The sequence below is a fragment of the Sphingobacterium siyangense genome (assembly GCF_023277505.1).
In the GTDB taxonomy this organism is placed as follows: domain Bacteria; phylum Bacteroidota; class Bacteroidia; order Sphingobacteriales; family Sphingobacteriaceae; genus Sphingobacterium; species Sphingobacterium siyangense.
In genome coordinates, this window is the sequence record NZ_CP080574.1 from 4,886,479 (window position 1) to 4,905,841 (window position 19,363).

21 protein-coding genes are annotated in these 19,363 nt (G+C 36.7%); 4 read left to right on the forward strand and 17 right to left on the reverse strand.

The annotated features are described in order from the left end of the window. Positions 1–26 precede the first annotated feature (26 nt). The 4 genes from K2F45_RS20590 to K2F45_RS20605 form a co-directional block, all read right to left on the reverse strand. Entirely contained in the window at positions 27–578 is a 552-nt protein-coding gene (locus K2F45_RS20590; RefSeq protein ID WP_075993695.1) for a putative glycolipid-binding domain-containing protein, read from the reverse strand. Positions 579–898: 320 nt separating this feature from the next. Next, a complete protein-coding gene (locus K2F45_RS20595) occupies positions 899–1,300 on the reverse strand; it encodes a hypothetical protein (RefSeq protein ID WP_075993696.1) in 402 nt (133 codons plus the stop codon). Between the two features lie 271 nt (positions 1,301–1,571). Further along, a complete protein-coding gene (locus K2F45_RS20600; protein ID WP_248932322.1) occupies positions 1,572–2,063 on the reverse strand; it encodes a DinB family protein in 492 nt (163 codons plus the stop codon). A 10-nt stretch (positions 2,064–2,073) separates the two neighbouring features. Beyond that, a complete protein-coding gene (locus K2F45_RS20605) occupies positions 2,074–2,442 on the reverse strand; it encodes a DUF7674 family protein (RefSeq protein WP_248932323.1) in 369 nt (122 codons plus the stop codon). 167 nt (positions 2,443–2,609) lie between these two features. On the opposite strand from K2F45_RS20605, the gene K2F45_RS20610 reads away from it, so the two are divergent. The 3 genes from K2F45_RS20610 to K2F45_RS27540 all read left to right on the forward strand — a co-directional run bounded on the left by K2F45_RS20610 (position 2,610) and on the right by K2F45_RS27540 (position 4,815). Beyond that, on the forward strand, positions 2,610–3,206 hold the full coding sequence (locus K2F45_RS20610; RefSeq protein WP_248932324.1) for a hypothetical protein: 597 nt from the start codon (positions 2,610–2,612) through the stop codon (positions 3,204–3,206). Positions 3,207–3,362: 156 nt separating this feature from the next. Continuing rightward, on the forward strand, positions 3,363–4,595 hold the full coding sequence (locus K2F45_RS20615) for an IS256 family transposase (protein ID WP_248931832.1): 1,233 nt from the start codon (positions 3,363–3,365) through the stop codon (positions 4,593–4,595). 40 nt (positions 4,596–4,635) lie between these two features. After that, on the forward strand, positions 4,636–4,815 hold the full coding sequence (locus K2F45_RS27540) for a DUF7003 family protein (RefSeq protein WP_420833028.1): 180 nt from the start codon (positions 4,636–4,638) through the stop codon (positions 4,813–4,815). Here K2F45_RS27540 and K2F45_RS20620 read toward each other — a convergent pair. From K2F45_RS20620 to K2F45_RS20640, 5 genes are all read right to left on the reverse strand, one after another. Continuing rightward, positions 4,770–5,126: a hypothetical protein gene (locus tag K2F45_RS20620; RefSeq protein ID WP_248932325.1), complete on the reverse strand. Its 357-nt coding sequence runs from the start codon at positions 5,124–5,126 to the stop codon at positions 4,770–4,772. The genes K2F45_RS27540 and K2F45_RS20620 overlap by 46 nt on opposite strands. Before the next feature lie 402 nt (positions 5,127–5,528). Then, positions 5,529–6,044 (reverse strand): YegJ family protein, encoded by a 516-nt coding sequence (locus K2F45_RS20625; RefSeq protein WP_248932326.1) that lies wholly within the window; start codon positions 6,042–6,044, stop codon positions 5,529–5,531. 156 nt (positions 6,045–6,200) lie between these two features. Then, positions 6,201–6,638 (reverse strand): hypothetical protein, encoded by a 438-nt coding sequence (locus K2F45_RS20630; RefSeq protein WP_120336447.1) that lies wholly within the window; start codon positions 6,636–6,638, stop codon positions 6,201–6,203. A 122-nt stretch (positions 6,639–6,760) separates the two neighbouring features. Further along, a complete protein-coding gene (locus K2F45_RS20635) occupies positions 6,761–7,189 on the reverse strand; it encodes a hypothetical protein (RefSeq protein WP_248932327.1) in 429 nt (142 codons plus the stop codon). A gap of 47 nt (positions 7,190–7,236) precedes the next feature. Then, the gene (locus K2F45_RS20640) at positions 7,237–7,800 is read right to left on the reverse strand and encodes a hypothetical protein (RefSeq protein WP_248932328.1); all 564 of its coding nucleotides are present in this window, start codon (positions 7,798–7,800) and stop codon (positions 7,237–7,239) included. Between the two features lie 181 nt (positions 7,801–7,981). On the opposite strand from K2F45_RS20640, the gene K2F45_RS20645 reads away from it, so the two are divergent. After that, entirely contained in the window at positions 7,982–8,269 is a 288-nt protein-coding gene (locus tag K2F45_RS20645; RefSeq protein WP_248932329.1) for a hypothetical protein, read from the forward strand. Positions 8,270–8,847: 578 nt separating this feature from the next. Here the strand turns inward: K2F45_RS20645 and K2F45_RS20650 are convergent. The 8 genes from K2F45_RS20650 to K2F45_RS20680 all read right to left on the reverse strand — a co-directional run bounded on the left by K2F45_RS20650 (position 8,848) and on the right by K2F45_RS20680 (position 19,000). Continuing rightward, positions 8,848–10,296 (reverse strand): arylsulfatase, encoded by a 1,449-nt coding sequence (locus tag K2F45_RS20650; RefSeq protein WP_248932330.1) that lies wholly within the window; start codon positions 10,294–10,296, stop codon positions 8,848–8,850. Positions 10,297–10,311: 15 nt separating this feature from the next. Further along, a complete protein-coding gene (locus K2F45_RS20655; RefSeq protein ID WP_201667537.1) occupies positions 10,312–12,093 on the reverse strand; it encodes a RagB/SusD family nutrient uptake outer membrane protein in 1,782 nt (593 codons plus the stop codon). Positions 12,094–12,116: 23 nt separating this feature from the next. Then, positions 12,117–15,578 carry a SusC/RagA family TonB-linked outer membrane protein gene (locus K2F45_RS20660; protein ID WP_248932331.1) on the reverse strand — a complete coding sequence of 1,154 codons (3,462 nt, stop codon included), beginning with the start codon at positions 15,576–15,578 and terminating at the stop codon, positions 12,117–12,119. A 146-nt stretch (positions 15,579–15,724) separates the two neighbouring features. Continuing rightward, the gene (locus K2F45_RS20665; RefSeq protein ID WP_248932332.1) at positions 15,725–16,759 is read right to left on the reverse strand and encodes a FecR family protein; all 1,035 of its coding nucleotides are present in this window, start codon (positions 16,757–16,759) and stop codon (positions 15,725–15,727) included. A gap of 84 nt (positions 16,760–16,843) precedes the next feature. Beyond that, positions 16,844–17,410 (reverse strand): RNA polymerase sigma factor, encoded by a 567-nt coding sequence (locus K2F45_RS20670; protein WP_120336435.1) that lies wholly within the window; start codon positions 17,408–17,410, stop codon positions 16,844–16,846. A 358-nt stretch (positions 17,411–17,768) separates the two neighbouring features. Then, on the reverse strand, positions 17,769–18,275 hold the full coding sequence (locus K2F45_RS20675; RefSeq protein WP_248932333.1) for a DUF4304 domain-containing protein: 507 nt from the start codon (positions 18,273–18,275) through the stop codon (positions 17,769–17,771). A 2-nt stretch (positions 18,276–18,277) separates the two neighbouring features. After that, positions 18,278–18,412 (reverse strand): hypothetical protein, encoded by a 135-nt coding sequence (locus tag K2F45_RS27545; RefSeq protein ID WP_420833007.1) that lies wholly within the window; start codon positions 18,410–18,412, stop codon positions 18,278–18,280. Between the two features lie 216 nt (positions 18,413–18,628). After that, positions 18,629–19,000 (reverse strand): response regulator, encoded by a 372-nt coding sequence (locus K2F45_RS20680; protein WP_075993718.1) that lies wholly within the window; start codon positions 18,998–19,000, stop codon positions 18,629–18,631. Between the last annotated feature and the right edge of the window lie 363 nt (positions 19,001–19,363).

Genomic DNA, 19,363 nt, shown 5'->3' on the forward strand with positions numbered 1-19,363 from the left:
TATGAATAGGGGTTGTTTTATCTTCCCTAATCTTCCAAAACTAACTCAAATAGACCTGGATAGCTCTTTACAATGCCTTTCTGATCGACTTTGATCGACGAGGAAAATACGGTATCAAGATTGTCATACAGATATTCATCCTTCTTCTTTCTGCTATAAAGCTGTTTGACTGGCTTTATTTCATTTTCAAGAATGTTGATGTATATGACATCAATAGACTTTGATTGCCCTATATCCAGTGACAGATTATTGATTGGCAATGTATTTGTAAAAGGTGTAACCGAAATATCGATAAAGAGAAATTCATTGAACTCCGGTCTAGGAATTCCATTAATCGACCATAAACCTGCAGCGTTTGTACCGGTAATTAAATTTTTGTGCCCTTCAATTTCTGTTTTTATTTCAAATTCCTGTATGCACCAATTTCTGTCTATTTTTAAAACATAATCTACATTATAAATACGGTTTAAATAGTTGCCAATGATAGACGATTTTACATAATAGGCATCATTTTTCAGTTCTATCGTGCAATCTTCCCAGGATTTATAAACCAAGCCTCTCCAGATAATCTTTCTCATTTCGATCTATGAATTACAGTTTGCGGTCTTATTTCTGAACATTTCTTTGAATGATTTTTTGAGATGGATTCCCTTTCCCAATACCATTCCGAAACGGTTCTAAAAGTCATTTATGTAATTAAGCAGTTATTGTACCAGTTATTTCTCAAATCTAAATAAAAGGTGAATGTTATATAAATACCGGCCTTTAAGGTAAAATTTACTTTTATTTAATTGTATATCCGTTCGTATTGTCATGATTGCGACTGAAGATCCGATGCCAATATTTGCCATTATCTTCTTGACTCCTGCCCCGCATTCATCTGAAAAGTTAATGAAATCTATTGATCGTTAGATCGAACTAACCTCTTATTCTCGTTACCGTCATTTGGGGAAGCGTTCTCCCATTTCATTTCCTTCGTATTCAATTTTTTTATCAGATACTGTTCTGTATATACCTTGCGTTCATCGAAGAGCGTAACCAAAGTCTTATCATTACTTAATACATAGGTTCTGTAAATTGTAGTATCTCGATTTGAAAGCGCATCGTAGATATTCTTAATACAGGTCATATCTGAGTTGAATTTGTATGTAACGGAACCATCTACGGCCATTTTAGGATCATCATTTGCCACGGTCCATTTACCGATAAGGTTATCAATGGCTATCTTTTCATCTTTTTTGCAAGAGCTAAGAAAGACAATAATGATGGCTGGAAGTAGGATTCTGTAATTTCTTTTCATAACTTCTTGGTTATTTATTATTGATATATCAACAATACGAGTGAGTTTGATAATCTGCTACAGTAGTACTTAAAATCTTGATCCCGTCCATGTCAATACATTTTACAAGAAAACTTGATCCTAATCATTACATATCCCATCATCAAAAACAGGTCTATAATTTCAATTGGTCATTGTTTTTAGTGATAACGAATAGTAAATTTGTCTTCTGCGACATTGTTGTAGAGACAGGCGTTAAAAAAAAGCGTCTCGACTCGGCCTTAGCACTAGTTTATTTTTTCACCTGAGATACCCATTTCGGAGCACGATCAATAGTCTGTCTAAGGTATAAATTCAATTGTGCAACATGATGCTGAATATGCCGCATATTATACAATAGAATCTCAAGGAAAGAAAAGTTTTTAGATTCGTTGATCCAAAGGGCATTCATTCTGCTCGGTGTGAGTTCTTCTATATGCTTTCTAGCTTTCTGTCTACAGTGCTCCAAATACGCAAGAATTTCCGACCTGGTATATACTCCGTCCGGTTTTTTGCCCGTCGGATCAAATTCTGAAAATGTAAATGGTTTTGGTGGCTCAAATTTATTGGGTTCTACAGATAAATAATAATCTGTCCAAAAGAGACAGTGGAAAGACAGGTACCAAAAATCTAATGCGGTGTCCCAATGTTCATCGGGGCACATATGGATTGCGTTTTCGAGCATGTCTAAACTAGCTCCAAACTGGCTCCAAAGTGCGTCTTTTATCATAATTGAATCTTGCATATTTGATTTTTTACTTGATGCCGCGATTGTTTCTTGGAGAATTATTATAATTCTCTATATCAGTATAAGCCTCACCCAAATGCTGTCCTAAGCGTTTTTTAAAATCAGGATTTTTGGAAAAATCCAATTTACCCAAAAAACTTAGATAAACGGCATTTTGAACTCGTTTATCAACTAAAGGCAAATTCTTGTTTAAAAAAACTACCATTGCATCAAACTTATCCCCGTCATTTTTAGCTATAGCTTGCTGTATAAATCGTTTAAAACTGCCCATTTGAAAGGTAATAGAATCTCTGTAATCTTCATCTAAAAACTCTTCTTTCAAACTCGGAAACAATTGAATCAACTCTTTAATAAATAAATCTTGGTCTTTCATCATTATTACAATTGTATATCTATAATCTTTATTCTAAACCTGCTCCCCACTAGTGCGATAAGACATTAGGCAATGTCTAAGATAATTGGCAAAATGGGAGTTAAATGTGTATATTTATTTATGGAGCCATATAGGATGGTTACAATATTACGCCATTTAGCAAAACTATTATGAAAAATGTTCTTTTCGCTTCCACGCTGGCTCTGTCTATACTTTCCTGCCAAGAAAATAAGCAACAGAATTTACCTATTGTAGAAAATGCAGTGGACAATGCTGAATCTGCTGTTTCAGGTTCTTTTAAAAGTTATCGTGGAAATAACATAACTGTAAACAATATCTATTCCGAATTAATTAAAGATGATAAAAATCTTACAGCACTCAATTCCAGGATTGTGAAGACATTGGAGGAAACAGAAAAAGTTTTAGCGGTATATAACAATGTATTGAACACCACTAAATCTTATTACCAGGATGCCGATGATCAAACGAAAGACATTACAGCTTCACTTGTAAAACAACAGGTACAAAAAGAAATTAGCGCCAGTTCTGATCGATACGATCTTAAAGTAAAAAATATAACAGATCATATCAGTCAAATAACTAAAAATAATGAAAAGCTGGTTAGCATGTACACTGCTTTTAAAATCAGAAAAACGCTACCTGAAATTGAAAAGTATCAAAATGCACATCCCCTAAAAACTGATAGCCTGAATACTTTTATTATCAGGCAGAATAAATTGCTGGAAGAATTGAAGAAATTTAAATAAATGAGATCAAGAGAAGAAATACTTAGTCTATTTGATCATTTAATGAGAAGCTTCGAGCATGAATATTCGGATCATATTTGGAGACTGTAACATGAACTGTGTCAATGGAATAATTCAATAAGATTATTTATATTCAATTATTCAAACGACATGGTCATGAAAGAAAAAGACCCATTCGACTTTGAACGCTTCAAGACAGAAGCCATGCAAGGTCTTTACGAAGGTAAAAGTTTGTCTCCCAACGATGGCGTCCTAGCGCCGTTAATGAAGCATCTGTTGGAATCAATGATGGATGGAGAACTGGAAAACCATTTGAACGAAGAGAAAGCGTCGGGCAATAGTAACCGGCGAAATGGTAAGACAAAAAAGACTGTCCGAGGCCTTAATACTGGGACATTTGAACTGGAAACAGGTCGTGATAGATCCGGCACGTTTGAGCCGAAAGTAGTACCTAAAAGACAATTAATCATTACTGAACAGCTTGAGGGACACGTATTGAGCATGTATGCCAAAGGAATGAGCACACGGGCGATAAGTGAGTTTATCCGCGAAATGTATGCAATGGAGATCTCTGCCACAGAAATATCACGTATTACCGAAAGTGTACTTCCAGCGGTAAATGAGTGGCGTAGCAGGCCTCTTGAAGCTGTTTATCCCTTTGTTTTCCTGGATTGCATGCACATTAAAGTTCGCCAGAATGGAACTGTTGAATCAAGAGCTATTTATAACATACTGGGAGTTGGCATGGATGGTAGAAAAGATCTGATCGGTCTTTATAGCTCAGAAAATGAGGGAGCTAAGTTCTGGCTTTCAGTTCTTACGGATCTAAAGCAACGTGGTGTTGAAGACATCCTTATAGCTTGTATTGATGGTCTAAAAGGGTTTCCCGAGGCCATAGAAGCTATTTTTCCAAAAACAAAGATCCAACTGTGTATTGTTCATCAGATCAGAACAAGCATGCGCTATGTAACCGAAAAAGATAAGAAGGTAGTAATGGAGGATCTAAAGCCAATCTATAAGGCCGTGAACGAAGAAATGGGATATGAAAACCTACTGTCTTTCGAAGAAAAATGGGGTAAGAAATACCCTCTTGCCGCCAAATCCTGGATCGATAATTGGACTAATCTTTCCACTTTCTTTGAGTACGAAGAACAGGTTCGCAAGATTATATACACCACAAATCCGATTGAGGGAATACACCGTCAGATACGAAAGATTACTAAGTCCAAGGGAGCGTTTAGCTCTGAACAGGCTTTATTGAAGCTGATGTATCTGATTATTAAGGACATTTCTAAAAAATGGACGATGCCAATACATAACTGGGGCTTGACTATATCCCAACTATATATTAGATTTGGGGATAGACTCAAACTCGAAAGAGGTTTTTAAGTTTTTAATCCAATGACACAGTTGGTGTTACACTCCCCATATTTGGCCAACTAGTACCGAAATCTCACTTAACATCACATCAGATTTACCGACATTCTTAGAACTGGATGAATGGCGTCATCCTGATTTAGCTGACAACCAACTACCCAGATGGCTTATTTATAGCTATTCACATTATATGGTCCTCATAAGAGGTGTTATCCTGAAAATATCCGTTTGATTACGCAGTGACCAATAATTTATCAACTCCACAAAGTGAATTCTATCCTTTGCTAACATCGCCTTAATGATATCCCATCTGTAATCTATCTCTACATTATTCTCATTTAGAAAATCATCGTAAGATGCAATGATCAGAGACATTAATGCCACTTTTTCCTCAAAAGGTAAATCATATTGATGATACCAATCGATAAATTCATTGATGCGATTGGAGTCTGCCATCTCAATATCCCAGTCCTGCTCCGTACCTGTATAAGGCAACGATAACTTCTTACTGAGTGTTGCGATTGTTTCTTTTTTTGGTATCATTTATATATTTCAAGTGCATACTTCAATTATTGACTTGTAGCGAGAGCATCAAAATTTATTCACGAAGTTCTTTATCTTTTTTAATTCAATAATTAACGAAAGATATTTCAGATGACGGCAATCGAAAGTCTGAATTTGCTTTCTTACTACGAACAAATTAGCAAAATGGCAATTATACCTCCCATAAAGCTAACAAGAAATAAGGCAAGTAGGCAATAAAGGATGCAAGAAAAGCAATACTTAAAAAAACTGGACTTACTCTTTAACATTTGTGTGATTCCTCTTTTCATAAAATCTCACGGCAGCTAACTTAGCAAAAAAAAACAGTCACTTTCACTTCATATATCTGCTATGTATGCTTCTGCACAGTATGGGACTTTATTTGTTATGTAGTAAAAAAAACTAGTCTTCTATAACAAAATCGATCGATTTATTAAATTCTTCCTTTTCTGATCCTGACAGTTGATCACGCATGGCACGGATCGTATAACCTCCTCGTAATACTCCCTTCTCTAAATACATCCAATCTGATATTTTTTGGTTATCAATCACTACGGTATCGCCAAGAGCGACCTCTTTCGTAGAGACCGGACTGTTAGAGACAATGCCGGTAAATTGACCTTTTTGATAGGTGATATCGCCGACCCAAATATGCTCGAAACTTTTATCAGTAGTATCATATGCAATTTTAAGTGCAAATGCTTCATACCCTTCTTGCGGTTTTTCAACAGCCTGTACAAACAGATTGAGTGAGTTTTTCGCCTTTACTATGGCTGCGTTCATTGCCTCATCATCTGAGCGGAAACCAATAACATCATCATTTTCAATTTTATCTTTTATGGACGGTGACTGGCATGCCAGCAACAGCGTACTACTGACAACAACAAATAAAATAGGTCTAAAAATTTTTGATCTCATCTTTTAATATTTTGCATACACAATTTTTACTCGGTCATTTAAATAAGGAAATATAAACAAATCGATCCATTCTAAAAAAATACGGTACAGGAAACATTATTTCAATTTGCATTTTTACTAATTAGATCATTCATACCAATAGTCTAATTGAAAAAACTAATCAAATTGATGTGTTTTAAATGGATTAAATTCATTGGGTATGTCTTCAGAAATGATGGAATATAACTTCCAAAAATTCGAACTATACACCTTAGTATCATAACACAAAGAGTCACCGAGAAATATTTGGGTTCGACTATAACCATTCCCAGCTTCAATTACAGGTTTATTATTTTTTTTCAACCTACTTATAAATTCACCACCAGCTTTAACAGTAAACTTTGTGCTATCTAAAATACGACCTATGACAAAGCTATTATCGCCCCTTTCAATTAGCCGTCCGGATTGAGCGGTAGCATGACCTGAATGATCAATATAAAGTCGAATAAAACTATTTCCTATTCTATAGTCAATTCGTGATTTTTCAAGGCCAGGTTTTTGAAAGCAACCGCTAAGAAAAAATATCAGTATGATAAACAAAAGAATCTTTTTCATCGTCCTGTTTGATAATATAGGTTGTCTAAAAATTCGGAAAATAAATGTACGCGAAAATCAATATAATCACTTCTATTACGTTGTTTCAAAATCGAGATATAATACTTCTATTAAAATCTATTCTATAATTCAACTACTAATGCTTTCGCAAATACCTCTAATTCTACCCCGCTATAAAAACTTATATAGTACAAAGATCGTCCAGAACCATCAAACTCAGCTAGCTCATTGCCATTTTCAAACCGACCTCGATACAACAGATCAATTGTGCTAAATTCCCCAGAAACATCTTCGTCAAAAACAAATATGCAAGTATCCATAAGAGCATCAATAAACACTACATCAACTAGATTATAGTTAACATCAGTTTTTAGATTGATACGTTTAAAAGTAAGACGAAATTCACCAAATGCTGCGTTATATGCTAATCTAACACAGTCGTAATCATTATGTAAATCAAGATAAATACCATCCAAATCTATCTCTACATTGTTTCTAAATAATTCAGATTGAGGTAAACTAATCTCTCTCCTTATTTTTCTGCTAGTCATTTTATAGTTCTTTAAATGTTGACTCGCTTTTAACGATATACTATACTTTAGCTCATATTAATAATCCCTAATTCACCCTTAAGATCCATCTTTTGCTTCCATTCGTCTTCCTCGCTGCATTTCGTATTTTGTAAATCCAGCCCTTTTCTAGCTGCCTTAAGGGTTATGTATTCAGCAATGGGAAAATTACCTACTTCCCATTTTTTCTTATAGCCAACTAATCCAAAATCATTTAGCATTTCATCGAGTGAAAAATAAATTGCATCGAATAATTTTTCCATTTCAACATCTTCATGAATCAACCTTTCTTTAAATGTTAAATTAGAAGAAGATAATTGATCAATTTTAATGTTTATGCGAGAATCAATGGAATCGACACTTAGGGTCCAGTTATAATTAACAAAATCGTCTTCCCAAAGTACATGGGTAGAATAAGGAAAAACGATCTCCTGTTTTTCTTTTACAATTTCAGAGATAAAGAAAAACTTGTTGAGCAGCTCCTGAAATTTATCACTATAAGCTGCGCTATGGCCAATTTTAAATCGCTTTGTATTGGATGAAATCTTGGATACTAGATAGCCTAAGGTTTCGATTTTAAATTTGATTTCCATTTATTTACAATAGTAATTGTTCACAGCGAATTTTCCTTCAGTTTCGAAATAAATATCGTCATAAATATACTGCGCAAGTACCCTGCGCACCTTTAGAGTATATTTGTTTAGTTTTAGCTGTTTTATAGCCAACAGCGAAAAGGCGTAACAATTGTAAAACGAGGATTAGCAATTATCATATATGACACTTGAAGAATTAACACTTGAAATTTATGCGGAAAGGGTATTGACGTATTTTGAGAGTAAACACCTGGTTGTCTGGGCCGTCAATGTGTTAGCCTTGGGATATGAGAGTGATAACCTTTATATATTAGCTGGTTTGGATAACGCACCTACGGAAGAACGCGAAATCTATTTTTGGAAATCAATTGCTAATCTAAAATTAAATATAGAGAAAAGCGAAGCGGATTTAATGGGAAACTATGCTTTAACAATTGCAAAAAAAGCGATAGAAAAGAGGTTAGTATAGAATATGCTTTCAGCCAAATGCAGAAAATTGTATCTGCGAGCGGATACAACTACAGGTATATCGCCTTTTATGAAATTGACGAGGATCTGGATTATTTGAAGTATAACAACTCTACCATTTACAATCCAGGGCTTACGCTTGAGAATTTAAAAGAATTCATCTTGGAGGAAATGAAAATCTTCATCGAAATGGAAGGATTAAATATCCCCCGCGAACAACGTCATAAATGCTATTGCGAGACTTGTAAAAACCTTACTAGCCCAATAACGAAAAATAAATTTCAACTTAAAAAACCATTTAGATATACAGTTAAGGCTTGTAGGATATTTGGTTCGGAAAAGCTTAAATACAACAGTAGCCATTATGTTAAGCGGAAAATAATAGAACAGTCAAAAAAGAATACCTAGAATTGATCATTGGACATGGAAATTTCTTTTGGCAAATTATTTCCCGCTTGGTTTTGGATAACCTTCGGAAATTAAAATTTCCAGGTCAAGTTGATCGACTATTATACAAAGAAAATTAGCCCGATCTTTTTATAAAAAGATCGGGCTAATTTCATATTAAAAAATTTTGACTTATTGGACCTTTTTAATCAAAGGGAAAATAGTGCTTTCAACATGCGCTTTTTCGATCAGACGACGTAATTCCGTTACTTTTTTGGGATTATCGGCAGCAATGTTATTTTGCTCTTTTGGATCTTGCTTAAGATTAAACAATTCCATGGTTGGCGAACCGCTCATAACTTTCTGTAAAATAAGTTTCCAATTACCTTTACGGACAGCCTGACGTCCTCCGTCCTCATGGAATTCCCAATATAGATAGCCGTGCTGCTTTTGCTTTTTACGTTCACCCAACAATGTCGGAACTATAGAAATTCCATCGGTATAGTTTGGCTTATCTGCTTTGGCTAATTCGACCATCGTTGGCATAATATCCCAAAAAGCGCCTAAATAATCTGATGTTTTTCCTGCCGCAATTTTACCTCGCCAGTAAGCAATGAACGGCGTCTTTATGCCGCCCTCATAAAGATCGCGTTTTGTACCCCGTAATCCGCCCGAACTATTGAAAAAATTAGGATCCGCTCCGCCCTCTTTATGTGCCCCATTATCACTGGTGAATATAATAATTGTGTTATCTAGCAGATTATTTTGGCGTAATCTTTCAACGATTTGTCCTACATACGCATCCATCCGACTTACCATACTAGCGTACATCGCATGCGGCTTTTCGACACTGTTATACCCCGGAACTGTTGCTTTGGGACCATAATCGTTGCCTCGGTAAGGCTTCTCATCAAACTTATCGGCATATTGCTTGTAGTACTCGTCTGCAGGTCCTGCAAGTTCGGCATGAGGTAGCACTGTGGGAACAAAAAGAAAGAAGGGTTTATCTTTGTTGGCATCGATAAAAGCAAGGGTTCTTTCTTGAATCAATGCTGGTGCATACTGGCCTTTTGCCATCAACCCATTGGCATCAAGCTCAATACGTTGCTTATTATGCCAAAGATGGGTAGGATAATAACGATGTGATTGACGCTGACAATTGTACCCATAAAATTCGTCAAATCCCTTCTGGTCAGGTGCACCCGTTGTACCTACCATGCCCAATCCCCATTTACCAAAGGCACCGGTGGTATAACCCACCTTTTGCAGTAACATCGCGATGGTCTGCACTGAATCGGCCAATGGCTCTTGCCCCTCCGGTTCAATTTCCTTATTGCCCCTGACGTAAGTGTGCCCTGTATGCTGTCCTGTCATCAAGGATGAACGCGAGGGTGCACATACGGAAGTACCGGCATAAAAGTTATCAAACTTCATCCCCGATTGGGCCAATGAGTCGATATGTTTGGTTTCAATCTTAACTTGGCCATAGGCCCCCAAATCGCCGTAACCAAGATCATCGGCCATAATAAATACAATATTCGGTCTTTTGTTACCACTTTGCGCGAAAATGCTACTTGTCAACGTCACGATTAAGACAACTAGGAACGTCTTCTTTAGCGCGATCAATGTTAATACTTTCATGTGTTATAAATTATTTTACCAGCCTTCGTTCTGTTTTAAGTTTTTATTCTGTACCAGTTCTGCAGCAGGTATCGGATATAAATAATAGTATTCAGGAAAAGGAGATGGTGCTTTACCTTCGTAGGCAATATAGCCTTTTGTCTGTCCGTTTTCAACAGGAATAGGCGTATTAGCAGGTACATCGACTCCCTTGGTTATATATCGTCCTAATTTTTGTGTAATGGCATAATCCATTTTTTTCCATCGTCTGAGATCGTCAAAACGAAACCCTTCACCCATCAGTTCAACAGCGCGCTCACGACGTATTTCCCACAGCGCCGGGCTTACCGTCTCATCGCGTTTGGGATCTGGCGGAATTGCCGTTAACTCCAGAGAAGCCACTCCAGCGCGTGACCTTAATTTATTTATCGTTTGATCGATAATTTGCTGGTTGATTTCTCCCAATTCATATTTTGCTTCGGCATATCCGACCAACAATTCCCCGAGCCTAAATATAGGAGCATCGTTGATATCAACATTCTGGATTCTATTGATCTTGTTACTGAATTTGTAAAACCGATATCCGGTATAGCTTACACTATAAGGCTGTCCGTTGGTGAAATCGACATAATGTGGTTCCTCTTTCAATATGAGACCTTCCCAGTTCATCCAGGGTAAAGTTTTATGTTTGTCGTCTGATAGTGTGGCCATCAAATCGATATACTCCCGGTCCTTCGGATCATCCGAATACTCCCAAAGCATATTTGTCTTCCCCATTTTAACTTTATAAGGAGGTGGAATGGTAAAGTATAGACGGGTATCACGATTCCGGAATTCAGTATATGCACTTTCATCACCAGCAAATGTTGGACTCACCCAGCGTGTTTTCCCATCTTTCATTAGATACATATCCACAGCTTTCTTGGTGAGATCCCATCTGCCTGAGGAATTACGCGCCAGCGATGCTAGACCATGGGTAATCTGATTCAACTCATACTGCTTATAGAGAAAAACCTCAGCGACATTCGCCAATGATTCACTGTTGAACAGCAGGTCGTAATTGCTCAGTAGCGGTATCGTACTGGATAGAATTTTTTCGGCTGCAGCAGTTGACAATTTTAGATATTTCTCGGCGTCTTTAAGTTGATGGTATTTCCTCCAAGTCCCCTCCCTTAGGCCAAAGCGTGCTGTCAGTGCCATGACAACCTTACGATTGATGGTATTGGGTCCATCTCCATTTTCTTTGATATTTTCTCCGGCATAGCTGAGCATTTCAACGATGTGGGCAGCAATTTCATCACGAGTTCCAGGGGTACCGTACAGAACATCGGTATCGCCGTCGTTAATCGTACGCTCTACCCAGATCGCCTGACCAAATTTGTTAAGGAGATCCATATATTGGTAAGCCTTGAAAAAGTAGCCAATACTACGGATATGCTTCTTTTCCGGTTCAGATAGCTGGCTTGCTTGCTCAATATTATCCAAAAGAACATTGATAGATCGTATCTGCACAAATGGATTACTGTAGTCGTTACTTGTTGATGGGACGACCATTCGCTGCCAAGCCCAATCAGAAGTGGCGTTAGCCTGAGCTTTGGCAAATAGGTCGCCATTGACCTCAGCATCGGGCACAGCATTGCTATAGCCAGGAAACGTGCCATAGAATTGCCAAGCATAGGAAATAAAATTGTTATAGTTTGTGAAAGTACTTTGCTCTGTCAATGTACCTTCCGGATCGAGATCCAATAAATTGCTGCAGCTTGTTAACGATGTGGCTAGCCCCAGACAAAGGATATAGTGGATAAATTTCTTTTTCATGATATTCTGCGGTTTTTGAAGATTTAAAACGTGACATTAACGCCGAAACTGTACTTTTTCAGGAATGGATAAATACCTCCCGACCCGATGTTTTCACCATCAGCCTCCATCCCTTTTGGCATGTGATCAGCTTTAAATAAATTTTCGCCCGAAACAAATACCTTGATATTGTCGATCACTTTGCTCCGTAAAGTCTTTCTGTCGAGGGTATAGCCAAGTGTAATATTTCGCACCCGAAGATAGGAGCCATCCGAAAGGTATTTGGTCTGTGTTCTTCGATTCGCTGATGTATTTAAACCTGCATTTGCATAGACGCGCGCATAGGTCGCATCAGTATTGTCCGGCGTCCAATAATCTAGATTATCCTTATAGAGCGTACCGAATTCGTTATTATATGGCCACATCAAGAAATTGCTCAACCATAGATCCCGCTTTCCTACGCCCTGTATAAATACGCTCAAATCAATATTCTTGTAGGAGAAATTACTGTTCAGACCGAACTGAAACCGCCTGTTATTATTGCCTATAACCTTCATATCACCAGGATCGGATACAGTGCCTGTACCACTGAAGATGATACCATCACCATTTAAATCAGCATATTTAATATCTCCGGGATTCTGAGCAACACCTTTGAAATATGGAATTCCCTCTCTTAGCTTCCCATTTAACAAACTGGCATTTAAACTATTTTCCTGAAAATCATCTACCGTATAATAACGGTCTGTAACATATCCCCATATTTCACCGAGTTCTTTTCCTTTGTAGAAGCCATCGATTAAGCCAGCACTATTATTGATTTTGGTAATGAAACCTCTATTATCTGAAAGATTGAATGTAAATGAATATTTAAAATCTTTAATCTTATCTTTCCAGGAAAGTTCCAGCTCCCATCCCTTTGATTCAAGATCCGTAATATTCTGGAATGGAGGTTGTGACCCTAGAACTGCCGGAAGGTCGGCCCCCTGATAAAGCATGCCTATTGTCTGACGTCTAAACCAGTCAAAACTTCCGTTCAATTTGCTATTGAACAAAGCAATGTCAACACCGAAATTTAAAGTACGTGCCTTTTCCCAGGAAAAAGTAGAACTGATTAAATTTGGTGGATTTATCGTCAGGTAGCGGATGCCAGTATTCGGATCAATCCAATTTGCATTGCCTGTCCCCATCTGAGGTATTGCAGGAAAATAAACTTGATTTTTATTGGTATCAAATACGACCTGGTTACCGATTTCCCCATAAGAAGCCCTGAACTTCAACATTGGGATACTATTTTTTAACCCCGTCATAAATTGTTCTTCAGCAACATTCCAACCGGCAGAAACGGATGGAAAAAAGCCAAACCTGCTACCTTTGAGGAAACGGGAGGAACCATCTAGTCGACCGTTCAGTTCCAATAGATAACGATTCTTATAATCATAGTTAATTCTACCAAAATAACCTAGGATAGCATACTGACTAAAACTGTCGGATGTATTTTGTGTCCCTGTACTTGTCCCCAATGAAGGTGAATCAGGACTTAAAATCCCATATCTTGTTGCTGAAAATGATTCGTTATAACTTTTCTCATAATTTGTTCCCACTAAAACTTTCACATTATGGTCATCCAATGCACGGCTGTAACTCGTATAGAGATTTAAGGCATTATAGTCTGTCAGGGAATTAGAACGGGTATAAAAATCTTGATTGAACAGGTATTCCGTATTAAAATTATTCGGGTTCATATACCTATTTCGGTTCTGCGCATTTTTATTGTTCAGATTATTTTTACTGAAGGTGTATTCAGCTGTGATATTCCAGCCCGGTAAAGGATTATACTCCAGTTTACCAAAGAGTCTAAGATTCTCTTCATATCTGCGTGAAGGATCTTCATATTTTAGATAATTGTTGGGTGTACCGTAGGGTATAGCTTTCCCATCGCTGTCTATCGTCTCGCCGGGATTAAGGTACGACCCGAATGTCAGAGCCCGATAAAACATCTCCCCCATATTGGCCGGGGTAAGGCGATTATCCTTTTTATAAAAGACATTGACGCTCGCATTAAAATTCTTGAACAATTCAGCGTTTACATAAGCATTGAAATTATATCTGCTATAGCTATCTTTTTTGGTAATCATAATACCGTCTTCGTTGCTATACATACCAGAAAGCCTATACGCAATCTTTTCCGAACCACCTCTGATAGAAAGATTATGCAAGTGTTCAAATCCAGTCTGGAATACCTCATTGTATAAATCGTATTCCTTTAGGGGATACTTTGTGTTATTTACCTCGGCTATTCCATCAGGATATTTTGTTGGATCCGTTTGATAGTCTTTTAATAAATCAAGCCAGGTATCGACATTTTGTCCGGCCCAATTCGAAGTATTTCCAAAGTCTTTTAACGCCTGCACAAATTCAAGTGGACTCGCTTTCTCAGGGAGCGTTGAAGGACGGCTCCAAGTCAGATTACTTGAGTAATTGATGCTGGTCGGCTGATTTCTGGATCCTTTCTTTGTGGTGATCAGAATGACTCCAAAGGCTGCTCTAGCGCCATAAATAGAAGATGCGGCAGCATCTTTCAATACGGTGACATTTAAGATATCTTTGGGGTTTATATCGTCCATATTCATAGGAACGTTGTCGACCAATACCAAGGGACTACCACCATTTATGGAAGTAACGCCCCGAATATTTAGTTCTGTCGATGTTCCGGGACGTCCACCACCAAAAGTAACTTGTAAACCAGGTAAAGCCCCCTGTAATGCTTGAGAGCTGCTGCTTACAGGTCGATCTCCCAACACTTTTTCCATATCAACTGAGGCGACAGCCCCTGTAAGATTTGCTTTTCGTTGTGTACCATAACCAACAACAACAACTTCTTCCAAGGAGGTCAGATCTTCTTGGAGGACAACATTCATAAATGATTGGCTAACCGGAATCTCCTGGCTGATAAAGCCTACATTACTGACAAGTAAAATGGCATTTGGCCCGCTTACTTTTAGATTAAATTCGCCTTTATCGTTTGTACTTGTACCGCGGTCCTTATCCTTTTCGACTACCGTGACACCCGATAAAGGTAAGCCCTGCCGATCCAAAACCTTTCCTTTGATATCAAGCCCTTGGACTTCTTTATTGTTGACAGTGATCACATAGGTGTTTTCATTCATATTCTCCATCCGGAGCTGAAATTTATTCAGCAATGGCGCTAAAGCGTTGGTCCAATTTTGGTTCTCGACAGAAATAAGGGGAAGGCTTTTATTGGCGATCACGTTGTCAAAATATATAAATTTGACTTTAGTCTGCTTTTCAATGTTTTTTAAAACAGTCTTAAGATCCGTGTTCTTTATTTTTAGGGATACCTTTTCCTGTGCTTTGGTACTTATTCCGAAGACCTTTACGGTAAATGCAAAAGTGAGCGCTAATGTTAATTTTGTCATTAATGCATATTTAATGGTACTAGATTTTCGTGCAAAAAATACCTGACCATGTAAATTTTTTTTCATAGTTTTAAATTGATTATGGAACCATAGAGTGCTTTATCTTTCTCAGGGACTTCGCACTCTTATTTCATGAACATGAAGGATACATCATTGGGTGTATCCTTTTTTTGAAACTTTATGTATAATCTTTCATTATCGTTTATTTAGGGTTAATATAAAATAATTGATTCGTTTTCTTCTCTGATATGTAGCTTCGGATTGGCCAATAAAATAGTCTTTAAAACCATCTCGAGGCTATAATTCTCCATCGTCCCGGTAAAAGTGGTTTTCTCCAGTTCGGTATTGTCGATTACGATATTTCTGTTATACCATTTGCCTATTTTGGACGCAACAATATTCATCGGATCGGCCTCAAAAGAAAGTTTATTCTCAAGCCACAATGCTTCGGAGGGCATTTTTTCTCCGTCCTGAACAATAAGTGCTGTCCGTTTTACCCCATTTGCGCTGCTCTCATCACTGAATTTGGATCCTATTGAATTGTGGGCTATAATTAACTTTTCTCCGGGTACCATCTTATACGTTTCGCCACTATTTTGGCTTTTCAACTCGATAGCCCCTTCCACAAGTGAAGTCTGTGTTTTATTCTCGTCCTGATATGCCCTGATATTGAATTTTGTTCCTAATACTTTTACCTCGGAATCCTTACATGAGACAATAAATGGGTGTTTTTTATCTTTGGCAACAGCAAAGAAGCCCTCTCCCACCAATTTTACCCGACGTTCCTTTTTATTGAAATCTGTAGCCAGATAAAGTTTGCTGTCACCATTTAACCAAACGGTACTCCCATCAGGCAGGCTAATTATCCGTTTCTCGCCCTTATTGCTGCTATAACTCATTCTATACTCAACAACTTCTTGTTGAGACAAATACCGCCACATACCAACAAAAAAGAAGATTGCAATACTAGCCGCTACTAGATAAATGAGGTAGCGTTTTTTTACCCTACTCCTTATTGGAATGTTTTCGGGAGTACTGTCTTCCAATTTCTTCCATAGCTGATCAAATGCCATTTCAGTTTTTTCGATGGTTGATGACGGAGTTCGTGGCTGATTTTTAATAAAATGATAAAGGAGTTGGTGATCTGGATTATCAATGAGCAGCTTCTCAAACAGTAACTTCTCCTCAGGTGTTAGTTTTCCCTGAATTTCTTTGTTCAATAATACTAGAAGTTGATCTTGATCCATCTTACGCTTGAGTCTTTAATATAAGAGCCAATTACAGACGAATCTCACCAATAGAAATTTAAAATAATTTTAAAACACTAATTTCTAGCTGTTTATTTTTCTACAAGTAATAGAATCTCTTAAACGACGGAGCGCCAGTTGAATGTGTCGGTCAACGGTATTCGTAGAAATTTCCATAATGGCAGCCGTTTCATGGTAGGTAAAGCCAAGCTCCTTGACTAAAGTAAAAGCCATTTTACATTTGGAAGGCAATTCGTCTATGATCTGTTGTATAATTTTCAGGTTTTCGCTGGAAATATATTCTTGCTCTACACTTGGATATTGATAGTTAAAGTCAATAATTTCTGAAATATCCACATGGGTATGTTGCCTTTCAAGGTATTTTATGGCATTATTTCTTACAGACCTAAAAAGATAAGTTTTGATGTTTTCAATTTCCATTAACTTATCTTCCAATAGCCACAATTTCATGAAAATTTCCGAAATAATATCTTCAACTGGAACTGGTGACTTAATAATTGCATGACCAAAGTCATATAAATCGGGATAAAATTTTTTAAATAAAGTTTTAAATGCAAGCTGGTCTCGATCGAATACAATTGCATACCGCAATTCAGTCCATAAAAAGGGATCTTGATTCAACTTTTGCATTTAAATAAAAATATGAAATGGTCTATGGGAAATAAAGATATCAATTTTTGCAAGAATATAAGAATGCCATTATCCAAATTCTCCGATCTCTTTAATTCTTAATTTGGCCCATAGAGTTAAAATTGGTTCGACAAATTTACAGCAGGGCCGGCTCATATTGGATGTCATGTATGCCATCAAAAAGACAAAAATGATCGAAGTTCTCCTATTTTCAAATAGATTTTCGAGACGAAAGATAATACTTTTCCATGAATAGAATGGTACCTGACTGATACCATGCTCAGGGCAGATTTCTGATACCAATTGCCCTGACTCCTGAACTGATAAGATCCTTATGACCTGATTTGTATTTCGACTTTTATGCTTTATTGAAACCGAAAATTGTTAAAATTTTAGCAACCCATATTTTAACATTTTTACGATTGGTTAAATGGAAATAATTCTTCACCACAAGAGGAATCATATTTAAATTGGGAAACCCCTGAATATACTCCGATAAATCAGATGCTGTATTTACCTTTTCTAAAACTGACAAGGCTCTATCCTCAATAATGACTTTTAATTGACTAACTCTTTCGTGCTCTGACATAGAGCTGTTTAAACTTAATACGCTGTTAATAGAAATTTGCTCATTATAATCTGACGATCCTAGGCGTTTAAAAACGTGCATGTTAAGATCGTTCAATTCAAGATTGTTAATAATAAATCCATAGTCAATATAATAGGTATTAGAATAATTTGATTGATATACTGAGATTACTTTATTTATTTCAGGGCTTTTTAATATCCAAGTATTTTTATTTCTAACAAACTTGTGTGGTAAAAGAATTTGATCTATTGCTTGCTTAAATTTAATCTTATTCATAATTAATAAAACGCTAAAACAGTATTAAAACTTTCTCCAATTTTTTTTTCCAAAACAGCCCTATATCTTTCTAATTGACCAATTCCTTTACTGATCTGGTTAGGATTAAAAGGTTTATATTTAAATATCAATGGCAAAGCTAATTTAGCAAAAAGGCAAGAAACGACACCGTATAATTACCAAGAGTACAAATTATTAAGAGGAAAAATGTATTACCTTTTTTAGTTAAAAAATTCGGCTATCACTGTTTTTAAGAAACCTTGAACCAATTAAATTAACAATAATATTCTTCAAAAATATTGGAAATTTCAAAAAACATGTTTCTTCCTTATGGTCGTGCGTAGTATTTGATATTAAGATTCACTTTCATAAACAAATCTCCGTATATAGTTTTCCAAGTCGATAAGATCAAAAGGTTTAGCTAAAAATCCGTCGGCTCCACATTCCACTGAAATACTCCGTCCATCGATATGACCTGAAATCATAATTACGGGCAGCTTATCATGTTTAGATGAACTCCTGAGGTCTCGCAGTACTTGGTCTCCGTTACGTGCAGACATATGAATATCCAAAAAAAGTATATCAGCATCTATACTGTCCAACACGTCTATCAGAACTAAGCTATTCGCTACCGTTATAACTATCGTATCTTGATCCTCCAATACTATAGAAAATGCATTCAGTATTTCTATATCATCATCACACACCACAATTTTCTTTTTCATCTTGAGTTTTTTTAAATTCTATCGATCAGAGATACATTTTTCAGAATTTTCACTTGCGTTACTTTTATGTGTTGCCATGGTTAGAAAGTTTATTGCCCTAGAGCTTTTAAATTAGAACATCCATCGAACAGTATTAGTTCTATTAGCAGAGCTATCACCTGCATTTCACGTGTATATTCCAACGAAGACGTATAAAAACATCTTTTTGTATTGAAAATCAAGGTCTTTTTAACTGGAATAATAAGTATCTCCAATTGGGATTCACCACTATTTGATACGATTAGATTCTAAAAAACGATTAAATTTTGCTTATATTTAGACATAAAGTCCGCTAACACAAGATTCGAACAGAAAATCAAACAT